The sequence below is a fragment of the Streptomyces sp. AC550_RSS872 genome (assembly GCF_019049285.1).
Taxonomy (GTDB): Bacteria; Actinomycetota; Actinomycetes; order Streptomycetales; family Streptomycetaceae; genus Streptomyces.
Genome location: NZ_JAGMUL010000169.1, coordinates 1 through 12,186 on the forward strand (window position 1 = coordinate 1; position 12,186 = coordinate 12,186).

10 protein-coding genes and 1 tRNA gene are annotated in these 12,186 nt (G+C 71.3%); 5 read left to right on the top strand and 6 right to left on the bottom strand.

Annotated elements, in window-relative coordinates; translation table 11 throughout:
* Window positions 1-56: 56 nt before the first annotated feature.
* Complete coding sequence (locus tag KUM44_RS38265; protein WP_217214382.1) at window positions 57-575, bottom strand: gluconokinase; 519 nt, start codon at window positions 573-575, stop codon at window positions 57-59.
* Window positions 576-712: 137 nt separating this feature from the next.
* On the opposite strand from KUM44_RS38265, the gene KUM44_RS38270 reads away from it, so the two are divergent.
* Entirely contained in the window at window positions 713-1,414 is a 702-nt protein-coding gene (locus KUM44_RS38270; protein WP_217214383.1) for a FadR/GntR family transcriptional regulator, read from the top strand.
* A 2-nt stretch (window positions 1,415-1,416) separates the two neighbouring features.
* On the opposite strand, the gene KUM44_RS38275 is transcribed toward KUM44_RS38270, so the two are convergent.
* From KUM44_RS38275 to KUM44_RS38285, 3 genes are all read right to left on the bottom strand, one after another.
* A complete protein-coding gene (locus KUM44_RS38275) occupies window positions 1,417-1,794 on the bottom strand; it encodes a YchJ family protein (RefSeq protein WP_217214384.1) in 378 nt (125 codons plus the stop codon).
* Between the two features lie 191 nt (window positions 1,795-1,985).
* Window positions 1,986-3,329 carry a M1 family metallopeptidase gene (locus KUM44_RS38280; protein WP_217214569.1) on the bottom strand — a complete coding sequence of 448 codons (1,344 nt, stop codon included), beginning with the start codon at window positions 3,327-3,329 and terminating at the stop codon, window positions 1,986-1,988.
* A 77-nt stretch (window positions 3,330-3,406) separates the two neighbouring features.
* The gene (locus KUM44_RS38285) at window positions 3,407-7,267 is read right to left on the bottom strand and encodes a Pls/PosA family non-ribosomal peptide synthetase (protein ID WP_217214385.1); all 3,861 of its coding nucleotides are present in this window, start codon (window positions 7,265-7,267) and stop codon (window positions 3,407-3,409) included.
* A gap of 350 nt (window positions 7,268-7,617) precedes the next feature.
* Here KUM44_RS38285 and KUM44_RS38290 point away from each other — a divergent pair, with 350 nt between their 5' ends.
* On the top strand, window positions 7,618-8,883 hold the full coding sequence (locus tag KUM44_RS38290) for a hypothetical protein (protein WP_254390725.1): 1,266 nt from the start codon (window positions 7,618-7,620) through the stop codon (window positions 8,881-8,883).
* A gap of 12 nt (window positions 8,884-8,895) precedes the next feature.
* Here the strand turns inward: KUM44_RS38290 and KUM44_RS38295 are convergent.
* A tRNA-Leu gene (locus KUM44_RS38295) sits at window positions 8,896-8,983 on the bottom strand.
* A 188-nt stretch (window positions 8,984-9,171) separates the two neighbouring features.
* On the opposite strand from KUM44_RS38295, the gene KUM44_RS38300 reads away from it, so the two are divergent.
* The 3 genes from KUM44_RS38300 (at window position 9,172) to KUM44_RS38310 (ending at window position 11,857) form a co-directional block, all read left to right on the top strand.
* Complete coding sequence (locus tag KUM44_RS38300) at window positions 9,172-10,497, top strand: M20/M25/M40 family metallo-hydrolase (protein WP_217214386.1); 1,326 nt, start codon at window positions 9,172-9,174, stop codon at window positions 10,495-10,497.
* Between the two features lie 157 nt (window positions 10,498-10,654).
* The gene (chpH, locus tag KUM44_RS38305; protein WP_217214387.1) at window positions 10,655-10,888 is read left to right on the top strand and encodes a chaplin ChpH; all 234 of its coding nucleotides are present in this window, start codon (window positions 10,655-10,657) and stop codon (window positions 10,886-10,888) included.
* Window positions 10,889-11,041: 153 nt separating this feature from the next.
* Window positions 11,042-11,857, top strand: a complete 816-nt coding sequence (locus tag KUM44_RS38310) for a chaplin (RefSeq protein WP_217214388.1) — start codon at window positions 11,042-11,044, stop codon at window positions 11,855-11,857.
* Window positions 11,858-11,959: 102 nt separating this feature from the next.
* Here the strand turns inward: KUM44_RS38310 and KUM44_RS38315 are convergent, their stop codons facing one another.
* Entirely contained in the window at window positions 11,960-12,148 is a 189-nt protein-coding gene (locus KUM44_RS38315; RefSeq protein WP_030053310.1) for a DUF5703 family protein, read from the bottom strand.
* Window positions 12,149-12,186: the final 38 nt, after the last annotated feature.

Consider the following 12,186-nt stretch of genomic DNA (forward strand, 5'->3'; position numbering starts at 1 on the left):
GGGTCGGGAGGGGGTGGTGCCGGGGGGGGCGGTGGTGCGGGGTGTCGCGCGGGGTGTTACGCCGCTGAGCCGGGAAGGCCGCTCAGCGCCTTGGCGGCCCGTTCGGTGATCTCCTCCGGGCTGCCGGCGACATCCACGGCGACTCCGGCCTCGTCGGCCTGGAGCGGCTGAAGCGTGGCGAACTGCGAGTCCAGCAGCGCGGTCGGCATGAAGTGCCCCTGCCGGTGCGTCATCCGGTCCTCGATGAGCGGCCGGTCACCGGTGAGGTGCACGAACACGACCCCGGGCGCGGCGGCCCGCAACCGGTCACGGTACGACCGCTTCAGCGCCGAGCAGCTGACCACCCCGCCGAGCCCGGCCCGCTCGTGCGCCCAGGCGCCGATGGCGTCGAGCCACGGCCACCTGTCGCCGTCGTCGAGCGGCGTGCCGGCTGACATCTTGGCGATGTTGGCCTGCGGGTGGAAGTCGTCGCCCTCGGCGTACGGGACGCCGAGCCGGGCCGCGAGCAGGGGACCGATGGTGGTCTTGCCGGTGCCCGCGACGCCCATGACCACGACGACATGGAGGGTACTCATCGCTGCCTCACTGTCTGCTGTCTTCGTCGACACGTGATGTCGACGCAACTGAAACTCATTAGGTACGACGAATTCAAGCCCCTGTGACATATAAGTCTGACTTTTTGATCGCGTGATCTGCCCCGTACGCTGAGTGCATGAGCACAACGGGCCGGGGGCTGCACGGCCAAGTACTGGAAACCCTCGGCCCCGCGATCACGGCCGGCGAGTACCCGCCGGGCAGCGTTCTGCGCACCGACGAACTGGCGCAGCGCTTCGACGTCTCCCGCTCGGTGATGCGCGAGGCGGTCCGCGTCCTGGAGTCCATGCACCTGGTGGAGTCCCGCCGCCGCGTGGGTGTGACCGTCCGCCCCGAGGCCGAGTGGAACGTCTACGACCCCCAGGTCATCCGCTGGCGCCTGGCCGGCGCCGACCGCCCCCGGCAACTGCGCTCACTCACGGTGCTGCGCTCGGCGATCGAGCCGGTGGCGGCGGGCCTGGCCGCGAAGCACGCGACGGCCGACCAGTGCGCCGAACTCACCGAGTGCGCCCTCGGCATGGTCGCCCACTCCCGCGGCCACCAACTGGAGGGCTACCTCATCCACGACGTCGCCTTCCACCGCGTCGTCCTCAACGCCTCCGGCAACGAGATGTTCGCCCGCCTCGGCGACGTCGTCGCCGAGGTCCTCGCGGGGCGCACCCACCACGAGGTCATGTTCGAGGATCCCGACCCGGCCGCGGTCACCCTGCACGTCCAGGTCGCCGAGGCGGTCCGCGCCGGCGACGCGGTCCGCGCGGAACACCTGACCCGCGAGATCACCATGGGCGCCCTCCAGGAACTGGACATCCTGGCGCCGTAGACCTACTGGTCGAGGAACTCCCCGTCCACGTACACCCAGGCCCCGTCCACCCGCTCGAACCGGCTCCGCTCATGCAGCGACCCGCCCCGGAACGAGGCCCGGAAGGTCACCGTCCCCGTGGCGTGGAACGCCGAACCGTCCTCCGTCTCCAGGATCTCCAGCCCGGTCCACCGCATCCCCGGATCGAGCTCCAGCCGCGCGGGCCGCGTCCGCGGGTGCCAGGTGCGCAGCAGATACGCCACATCGCCCTTGACGAAGGCGCTGTACCGCGACCGCATGAGCGCCTCGGCGGTGGGCGCGGCCGCTGTGCCACCGTGACAGCGGCCGCAGCAGTCGGCGTACGTCTGGGGCAGCCCGCACGGGCAGGAACGCGAGGTCATGCCCGCCATTCTGCCAAGCGGCTCCGCTAGGGGGTGTTTCGAAAGTCCCGCACAGCACCCACGGCGCCCGGCACGCACCCTCGCCGCACCGGCCAAAGGCCCAAGTACGTCCAGTACGAGGGCCTTCGTCCGGCGCGCCGAGGGCACGCACCGGACACCGCGGGCACCGCGCGGGACTTTCGAAACACCCCCTAGACGGCCGCCCGCGTCTCGGCCCCGGGCAACGGCGGCAGCGCCGCCTCGTGCACCCACGCCCGGAACAGCTCGTCCACCGGCTCGGTCGCGAAGCGGGCCACGTGCGAGGCGAAGGCAGCCGTCGTCACGGTCCCGTTCCGGTGCAGCCCCGCCCAGGCCCGGAGCATCCGGAAGAAGGCGTCGTCCCCGAGCGCGCAGCGCAACGCGTGCACGGTGAGTCCGCCGCGCTCGTACAGCCGGTCGTCGAACATCGACTTGCGCCCCGGATCGGCCAGCCGCAGGTCCTGCGGCAGCGTCGACAGCAACCGGTGTGCTGCGGCGGCGAGTTGCTGCGCGCTACGGCCGCCGGACCGCTCCGACCACAGCCACTCGGCGTACTTCGCGAGCCCTTCGTTCAGCCAGATGTTCCGCCAGTCGGCGATGGAGACGCTGTTACCGAACCACTGGTGGGCGAGCTCGTGCGCGACCAGTCGCTCCGAACCCCGCGCCCCGTCCACGTGGTTGGCGCCGAACAGCGACAACCCCTGTGCCTCGACGGGTACATCGAGCTCCTCCTCGGTCACCACGACCGCGTACTCGTCGAAGGGGTACGGCCCGAACAACTGCTGGAAGAGGTGCATCATCTGGGGCTGCCGAGCGAAGTCCCGCGAGAACTCCGGCAGCAGATGCGCCGGAATGTGCGCGTGCTGCGGCACCCCGCCCAGGCCCGGGTCGGCCAGCACCACGGTCTGGTACTTGCCGATCGCCAACCCCACCAGATAGCTGGAGGTCGGCGCCGACTGCTCGTACACCCAGGTGGTCGTGGACGCCTTCGTCGTCCGGGTCAGCAGGCGCCCGCCCGCCACCACCGCGTACGCCGACGGCGTGGTGATCGAGATCTGGTACGAGGCCTTGTCGGCGGGCCGGTCGTTGCACGGGTACCAGGACGGCGCCCCGATCGGCTGGCTCGCCACCAGCGCCCCGTCCTCCAGCTCCTCCCAACCGAGCCCGCCGAAGGGGCTGTTCACCGGCTTGGGGTTGCCCGACCAGTGCACCTCGACCGTGAAGGCGGCTCCGGCGCGGATCGGCTTGGCGGGGCGCACCCGCAGCCGTCCGCCGCGATGCGTGTAGTGGGGCTGTCGTCCGTCGACCCGGACCCGCCCGATCCTGAAGTCGGCCAGGTTCAGCACGAACTCGGTGAGCGGCGCCCGTCCCGCGATGGCGTTGATCCGGGCCGTCCCCGAGAGCCGGTTCGGGCCCGGCCGGTAGTCCAGGGCGAGCTCGTACCGGTGCACCCGGTAGCGGGGGTCGCCGTGCTCCGGGAAGTACGGGTCCGCGCCCGCCGCCTGCTGAACTGCCACTGCTGTCTGTGCTCCCTGCGCCGTACTGCTGCCACTGAAGTGCCGGCCCTCCGCCTCCGGCCCCGAGTGGGCCGCGCTCAGGGACGCCATGCCTCGATCGGATTGCCGAGCCAACGGGTGTCGTCGGGCACCGACTCCGCCGCCATGACGAGCGACGCGGGACCCAGCGTCGTACGGGCCCCGATCGCGCTGCCGGGCAGGACGATCCCGCCAGGACCCAGCGTCGCGCCCTCACGGAGGACCACAGTATCCGTCCGCAAGATCCGGTCGTGGAAGAGGTGTGTCTGGAGCACACAGCCCCGGTTCACGGTGGCCGCGTCCTGAAGCGTCACCAGATCCGTCTCCGGCAGCCAGTAGCTCTCGACCCACACGCCCTTGCCGATCCGCGCCCCGAGCCCGCGCAGCCAGGCCGTCATGACCGGCGTACCCGGCACGGAACCCGCCAGCCACGGCACCGCGAGCACCTCGACGAAGGTGTCCGCCAGCTCGTTGCGCCATACGAAGGAGGACCACAGCGGGTGCTCCCCGCTGCGGTGCCGCCCCACGAGCAGCCACTTGGCCACGATGGACACCAGCCCCGCCACGGCCCCGGCCCCCAGCAGCACCAGCCCGGACAGCAGCGGCGCCCACACCCCCAGCGCGCACAGCGCGGCGATCGTCAGCACCGCAAGACCCGCCGAGCAGAACACCGGCACGATCCGGCACAGCTCCACCAGAGCGCGCGCCCACAGCAGCCCGGCCGACGGCTCGTACGTCCGGCTCTGGTCACCGTCGGCCGCCGCCCGCGGCAGCTTCACCGGCGGCAGCCCCAGATACGACGTGCCCTTCTTGGCCTTCTTCGGCGTCGCCGACAGCACCCCGACCAGGCCGCCGTCCGGCACGGAACGCCCCGGCGCGGTCATCCCCGAGTTCCCCAGGAAGGCCCGCCGCCCGATCTCCGCCCGCCCGATCCGCATCCAGCCACCGCCGAGCTCGTACGGCGCGGTCAGCGTGTCGTCGGCGAGGAACGCGCCCTCGCCGACCGTCGTCAGACTCGGCAGCGCCAGCACCGTCGACACCTCGGCACCCCGCCCGATCCGCATCCCGAGCAGCCGCAGCCACACCGGCGTGACCAGCCCGGCGTACAGCGGGAACAGCGTCTCGCGCGAGCGGTCCATCAGCTGGGTGACCGTCCAGGCCTGCCAGCCGACCCGGCTGTGCGTCGGGTGCGTGCCCTCGCGCAGACCGAGGCTCAGCAGCCGTACGGCTACCAGGATCAGCACGGCGTACGCCAGCCCGAAGGCGAGCGTCGCCGGTACGAGCGCCAGTGCGGCGCCCGTCAAAGGCGCGTCCGGCGTGAAGAACACCTGGGCCACCAGGAAGGCGGCCGCGCCCGCCAGCACCGGCAGCGCGGTCAGCGCGAATCCCGTGATGCCGTACATGACACGCCAGTACGTCCCACGCCGCGGCCGTTCCTTGGGCCAGTTGCGCTTGGCCTTGCCCAGCTTGACCGCGGGCGCGCCCGCCCAGCGCTGACCGGTGGGAACCTGCCCCGTGACCGCCGAACCGGGCGCCACCTCGGCCCGCTTGCCCACCCGGGCCCCGGGAAAGAGCATGCTGCGCGTACCGACGACGGCATGCGCGCCCACCTTCACCGCGCCGATCTCCAGCCGGTCCCCGTCCAGCCAGTGCCCGGACAGGTCCACCTCGGACTCGACGGCCGCGCCCCGGCCCAGCTTGAGCAGCCCGGTGACCGGCGGCAGCGAGTGCAGGTCGACATCGGGTCCGACCTTGGCGCCCAGCGCCCGCGCGTACCGCTCCAGCCACGCCCCGGTCAGCGAGGTCGCGCCGCTGAACTCGGCCAGCCGCTCTGCCGTCCACAGCCGCACATGCACACTGCCACCGCGCGCGTACCGGCCCGGTTTCACGCCCCTGAGCAGCAGCCGCGCGCCCCCGGCGGCCAGCGCGAGTCGCCCCGGCGGACTGAACAGGACCACGGCTGCGACCGCGATGAGCCACCAAGGCGCTGTCGGCAGCCACCCATGGGCGGGCAGCAGATTCCCGAGCGCGGCCAGCGCGACGGTCCAGCGCAGCCCGAGCAGCGTGAACAGCGGAAGGAGAAGCAGGACCTGGAGCACCTGCGCGCGCCTCGGCACGGGGGCGATCACCCGCTCCGCCCCGTCGTCCTGCGCGGACTCCTCGAGCCGTCGGGCCAGCTTCCGCAGCACCGGCTGCTGGTAGATGTCCAGGACGGCCGAGCTCGGATACCGGGTCCGCAGCCGTGTCGTCAGCTGCGCGGCGGCCAGACTGCTGCCGCCGATCGCGAAGAAATCGTCGGAGGCGCTGGTCACGGGGATGCCGAGCACCTCGGTCCACTGCTCGGCGAGCCAGGCCTCGGTGCCGTAGAGCTGCTCGGCCGGACCACCACCGCCGCTCTCCAGGCCCTCCAGCGGCCACGGCAGAGCATTGCGGTCCACCTTGCCGCTCGTGCGGGTCGGCAGGTCCTCGACCGGCGCGAGCAGCGGCACGAGCGCCGCGGGCAGCTCCGCCCGCAGCTTCTCCACCGCCGCCGCCTGGTCCCAGCCGTCCTGGGTGACGACGTACCCGACGAGCAGCTGATTGCCACTGCGAGCGGTCCGCACGGCGGCGGCCGCCCCGGCCACCCCCGGCAGCGCCTGCAACGCGGCGTCCACCTCACCGAGCTCGATCCGCCGCCCGCCGAGCTTGATCTGCTCGTCCGCCCGCCCGAGGAAGACCAGCCCCTCGGGCTCCGCCTTGACCAGGTCGCCACTGCGGTACGCCCGCTCCCAGCCCAGGGATTCCAGCGGGGCGTACTTCTCCGCGTCCTTCTCGGCGTCGAGATACCGCGCGAGGCCCACCCCGCCGATCACCAGCTGCCCACTGCCGCCCATCGGCACGAGCTCGTCGGCCTCGTCCACGACGGCCAGCTCCCAGCCGTCCAGCGGCAGTCCGATCCGGATCGGCTCCTCGCCGCTCATCAGCGACGCGCAGGCCACGACGGTCGCCTCGGTCGGCCCGTACGTGTTCCAGACCTCGCGCCCCTCGGTCACCAGCCGCTGCGCCAGCTCGGGCGGACAGGCCTCGCCGCCGAAGATCAGCAGGCGTACGTCGCCCAGGGCCTCGGGCTCCCAGAGCGCGGCGAGCGTCGGCACGGTCGACACGACCGTGATCTCCTGCTCGACCAGCCACGGTCCGAGATCGGCACCGCTCCTGACCTGCGAGCGCGGCACCGGCACCAGACAGGCGCCGTACCGCCAGGCCAGCCACATCTCCTCGCAGGACGCGTCGAACGCGACCGAAAGACCCGCCATGACCCGGTCCCCGGGCCCGATCGGCTCCTCGGTGAGGAACAGCGCGGCCTCGGCGTCCACGAACGCGGCGGCACTGCGGTGCGAGACGGCGACGCCCTTCGGCTTCCCGGTGGAGCCGGACGTGAAGATGATCCACGCGTCGTGCTCGACGCCGGGGCGGGCGGCGGCGGCCTCGGACGTGCCGTGCACGGCGATCTCGTGCCCGGCCCCGATCACGGCCCGTACGTCCGCCTCCCCGAACACCAGCTCGGCCCGCTCGTCCGGGTCCTCGGCGTCGACGGGGACGTATGCGGCACCGGCCGCGAGCACGGCGAGGATCGCGATGTAGAGGTCATTGGTCCCGGACGGCACCCGCACGCCCACCCGGTCTCCCAGCCCGACCCCCGCCGCGGCGAGCCTGCGCCGCAGCCGCTGCACCTCGACGGCCAGCGCCCGATAGGTGAGGCTGGTCGTGCCGTCGTCGAGAGCGGGCTCGTCCGGATACGACCGTACGGACGCCTCGAAGACGTCGACGAGGGTGCGCGCAGAGGCCGCCGGACCCCCGGAAAAACGTGCCGTGTCGCCGAACTTCTCGCGGATCTCTTCGTCGAGCAGGCCGAGAGCGCTGCTCTCGTGAATGGCTGCCATCCGGTCCTCGCGTCTCGATCCCGGATGCCTCCGGGGCGCTGGCGGGCCCGCAGGTTCGCCTGGGGTTGTCCGGCTCCAGCTCCGTAACAAGCCGGAAATTTTAGTACGACGCTAGGTTCGCGGCCCCTGGTTCACCACTTGGTAGGCCCGTTCGGGGTGTTCCGATCGGTGGTGGACCTGCGTTGACCTGGTGATCTTCGACGGACGAGACATGCCCCACACAGTGGGTGAGGGTCCGTGAACAGGGCGTCCGGATGGCCCAGTCCGGGGTGCGGTGAAGCTCCTGCTCAGCGGCAATGGACACGAGCCGCACAGGGTGTCGCGGCCGGTGTCCCGATACCGGAGGACGGATGTCGAACCCACCACAGGGCCGTCGTGCGGGCCGGGTGCTGCGGAGCACTGTCTCGGCCGTGCTGATCGTCCTCGCGTGCGTCCTGGCCCCCGTCACCGTGATCACGGTGTGGGTGCACGACATCGCCCTGGACACCGACCGCTACGTCAAGACGATGAAGCCGCTCGCCACCGACCGCGACATCGAGGACGCGGTGCGCCACCGGCTCGTCGACGCGGTGGACGTCCGCGTGAACGGCAAGCAGATCACCACCGACATCGCGAACTGGCTGAAGTCGCAGGGCCTGCCGCCCCGCGCGGCCGACGCCCTCAAGACACTGGCCCCCCAGGTGGACGAAGCCGCCCACGCCGCCGCGGACCGGGTCGCGAAGCGTTTCGTCGAGAGCGACCGGTTCGAACGGCTGTGGGTCACGGCGAACCGGACCGCCCACTCGGCCGTGGTGCATGCCCTCACAGGGAAGGGACGTGGGCCGATCGGCGTCGAGGAGGGCACCGTGACCCTTGACGTCGGAACCGCCGTGGAGCAGGTCAAAAAGGAACTGGAGGACGCCGGCGTGCAACCGGCGGCCAAGATCCCGGATGTCGAGAAGCAGGTGGTCCTGTTCCAGTCCGACGAACTCGACCAGTTCCAGGACGCGGCGCACGCCCTGGACCTGGCCGGCTACTGGATGCCGGTGATCACCGTGCTGCTCGGGGCGGCGGGAGTCCTGCTGGCCCACCGGCGGCGCCGCGCACTGGCCAAGGCGGCCCTGGGAGCGGCGGTGGGCTGTCTGATCGTCGCCATCGGCCTCGTCGTCGCCCGCCGGTACTACCTGGACCATCTCCCGCCGAGCGTCCTGTCCGAACCTGCGGCGGCTGCCGTCTTCGACACCCTTCTGCGCTTCCTGAAGGACACGCTGCGCACGGTCATCGTGCTCGGTGTGATCATCACCCTCGGCGTCTACCTCGTCGGACCGGGCCGGCTGCCGCGCGCGGTGCGCGGCCGGTCCGAACGCGGTGCCGACTCCGCGGCCCGCTGGGCGGACACGCACGGCATCACCACGGGCCGGGCCGGGACCTGGACCGAGGACAACCGGAAGTGGCTCACGATCGGAGCCCTGCTGGTGATCGCGCTGGTGTTCGCGCTCTGGAACGACCCCACGACCCTGACGGTCCTTGTCCTGGCGATCATCCTGCTCGCGGCACTCGCGGTGATCGCCCTGCTGGCGGCGGACGGCCGAAGAAGGGCCGAAACGGCCCCGGAAAAGCAAGAAACCCCTGATTGACAGGGGTTTCGCTGGTGTCCGAGGGGGGACTTGAACCCCCACGCCCGATAAAGGGCACTAGCACCTCAAGCTAGCGCGTCTGCCATTCCGCCACCCGGACAAGGTGTCTGTCGTGCGGGGTTTCCCTCGCGGCGACAGAGAAAACACTACCAGGCTTTCGAGGGTGTCCGATCACCCCCCGTCGCGGCGTTAACGGCGTGTGACGGGACGCGGCCGGTCTTGGGCCGGGGAGCGCGGAGGGGCAGGATGAGGGGGACCACCAGCAGCAACAGCGCGGGAGGAAGCAGCGTGAGCGAGACGGACACGGCCAGGGGCGTCACCGGCGAGGACGAGGTCGTGGACCTCTGCCGCGAGCTGATCCAGATCGACACCAGCAACTACGGCGACCACTCGGGACCCGGTGAGCGCAAGGCGGCCGAGTACGTCGCCGAGAAGCTCGCCGAGGTGGGCCTCGAACCGAAGATCTTCGAGTCCCACCCGGGACGCGCCTCCACGGTGGCCCGGATCGAGGGGGAGGACCCGTCCCGGCCCGCGCTGCTCATCCACGGCCACACCGACGTCGTACCGGCCAACGCGGACGACTGGACCCACCACCCCTTCTCCGGCGAGGTCGCGGACGGATGCGTGTGGGGGCGCGGGGCCGTCGACATGAAGGACATGGACGCGATGACCCTGGCGGTCGTACGCGACCGGCTGCGCAGCGGGCGCAGGCCGCCGCGGGACATCGTGCTCGCGTTCCTCGCCGACGAGGAGGCCGGCGGCAAGTTCGGCGCCCGGTTCCTCGTCGACAAGCACCCGGATCTCTTCGAGGGCGTGACCGAGGCGATCAGTGAGGTGGGCGGGTTCTCGTTCACCGTGAGCGAGCAGCGGCGGCTCTATCTGATCCAGACGGCCGAGAAGGGCATGCACTGGATGAAGCTGACCGTGGCCGGCACGGCGGGGCACGGCTCGATGATCCACCGGGACAACGCCATCACCGAACTGTCGGAGGCCGTCGCCCGGCTGGGCCGGCACAAGTTCCCGGTGCGGGTCACCAAGACCACCCGGGCCTTCCTGGACGAGCTCGGCGACGCCCTCGGCACCGAGCTGGACCCGGAGAACATGGAGGGCACCCTCGCCAGGCTCGGCGGTATCGCCAAGCTCATCGGCGCGACCCTCAGCAACACGGCCAACCCCACCCAGCTCGGCGCCGGCTACAAGGTCAACGTCATCCCGGGCGAGGCCACCGCACACGTCGACGGCCGCTTCCTGCCGGGGTTCGAGGAGGAGTTCCTCGCCGATCTCGACAAGATCCTCGGCCCGAACGTACGGCGCGAGGACGTGCACGCCGACAAGGCCGTCGAGACCGGCTTCGACGGGGCGCTCGTCGCGGCGATGCAGTCCGCGCTGGTCGCCGAGGACCCGGCGGCCAAGGCGATCCCCTACATGCTTTCCGGCGGAACCGACGCCAAGTCCTTCGACGACCTGGGCATCCGGGGCTTCGGCTTCGCTCCGCTGAAGCTGCCGCCGGAGCTGGACTTCGCGGGCATGTTCCACGGTGTCGACGAGCGGGTACCGGTGGACGGGCTGCAATTCGGGGTCCGGGTGCTCGACCGGTTCATCGATGCGTCCTGAATTGGCCCGCTGAAAGCACACTTCGGTATTCGACCAGACGTACTGGCCGTGACCGGGGCGAGTGAACGCGCTCATCAGGTCGTAGCCCTATTAGTTCCTCCTCGTTACAGGTGATGCGATCAGCTACTTGTGATCGCATTGCCAACAAGGAGGAATAATGATCAAGAAGGTCGTCGCTGCTGCGGCTGCCACCAGTGGGCTGGTTCTCGCGGGCGCGGGCCTGGCCGTTGCCGACTCGGGAGCCCAGGGTGCCGCGGTGCACTCCCCGGGCATCCTGTCGGGCAACGTCGTCCAGGCGCCGGTTCACGTCCCCGTGAACGTCTGCGGCAACACGGTCTCCGTGATCGGGCTGCTGAACCCCGCCTTCGGCAACACCTGCATCAACAAGTGACGTTGTGTCTCGCCCTGTGAAAAGGGCTGAGCCCGTCGGCCCCGGAGCGTGCGCCATGCGCTCCGGGGCCGACCGGCCTTTCGGGACGTCGGTCGATTTTCCGGCGTCCTTTCTTCGGATCTTCGGAACAAGGTCGAAGGCAGGTATTCAGCAATGCGACAGGTCACCCGCAAGGGCCTGATGACCGTGGCGGCAGCGACCGGCATCGTCGCAGCCGCGGGCGGCGCCGCCCACGCGACCGGCTCGGCCGCGCACGGCTCCAGCTCGAACTCGCCCGGCGTGCTGTCGGGCAACACGGTGCAGGCACCGGTGCACGTGCCGGTCAACGTCTGCGGCAACACCGTCGACGTCGTCGGAGTGCTCAACCCGGCGAGCGGCAACAGCTGCGCCAACACGGGCGGCGGCCACGGCTTCGGGGGCGGCTCGGGGGCGTCGGCCGACGGACACGCCACTGACTCGCCCGGCGTCGCCTCCGGCAACCACGTCGAGGCGCCGGTCCATGTGCCGGTCAACGTGTGCGGCAACAGCGTCGACATCATCGGCATCGGCAACGCCACCGAGGGCAACGACTGCACCAACAACGGCGGCGGGGGCCACCAGAACCCGCCCGGGTCGCCGGAACAGCCGGGCAACCCCGGCAACCCCGGTAACCCTGGCCATCCCGGCAACCCCGAGCAGCCGGGCAACCCAGGCAACCCGGAGAACCCCGGCAACCCCGGAAACCCGCAGGACCCCGCCGAGCCGAGCCACCCCGGTTCCCCGAGCACGCCGCCCAGCACGGGCGGCGGGACGCCGGGCGGCTCCTCGCACGGCAACCAGCCGGGCGCGCACTTCGTCACCCAGCCCCGGGGTGAAGCGGAGCTCGCCCGCACCGGCAGCGACCTGCCGATGGGCCTCGCCCTGCCGGTCGGCGCGGGCGCGCTGCTGGCGGGCACGGTGCTCTACCGCAAGGCACGGCCTTCGGCGTAGCGCTCTGCCGTCCGGCGGGAAACGGAGCGGGCCCCGCCTCGGCGGGGCCCGCTCCCGTGTGGTCTCTGCTGTTGTCCCCGTCTCGCTGTCTGTCGCCTCAGCTCACCATGTGGCCCGCACCTGGCGGATGATCCGGCGCCGCAGCCGCACCTTGCGGCTGCCGTCGCGCAGCAGGCTCAGGCGGTCCAACTCCCAGTGTCCGTACTCGGCATGGTCCGTCAGCAGGCGTGTGGCGTCCTTGCGGGAGACCCCGCGCGGTACGTACACGTCGACAAATTCGTATTCCGGCATCGCATCTATTGTGCGGGCTGGGGCCCGGTACGGATAGC

Coding starts and splice junctions, on each gene's coding strand:
- KUM44_RS38315 (WP_030053310.1), bottom strand. CDS start 12,148: ATGCCGGAATACGAATTTGTCGACGTGTACGTACCGCGCGGGGTCTCC.
- KUM44_RS38285 (WP_217214385.1), bottom strand. CDS start 7,267: ATGGCAGCCATTCACGAGAGCAGCGCTCTCGGCCTGCTCGACGAAGAG.
- KUM44_RS38265 (WP_217214382.1), bottom strand. CDS start 575: ATGAGTACCCTCCATGTCGTCGTGGTCATGGGCGTCGCGGGCACCGGC.
- KUM44_RS38275 (WP_217214384.1), bottom strand. CDS start 1,794: ATGACCTCGCGTTCCTGCCCGTGCGGGCTGCCCCAGACGTACGCCGAC.
- KUM44_RS38270 (WP_217214383.1), top strand. CDS start 713: ATGAGCACAACGGGCCGGGGGCTGCACGGCCAAGTACTGGAAACCCTC.
- chpH (WP_217214387.1), top strand. CDS start 10,655: ATGATCAAGAAGGTCGTCGCTGCTGCGGCTGCCACCAGTGGGCTGGTT.
- KUM44_RS38310 (WP_217214388.1), top strand. CDS start 11,042: ATGCGACAGGTCACCCGCAAGGGCCTGATGACCGTGGCGGCAGCGACC.
- KUM44_RS38290 (WP_254390725.1), top strand. CDS start 7,618: ATGTCGAACCCACCACAGGGCCGTCGTGCGGGCCGGGTGCTGCGGAGC.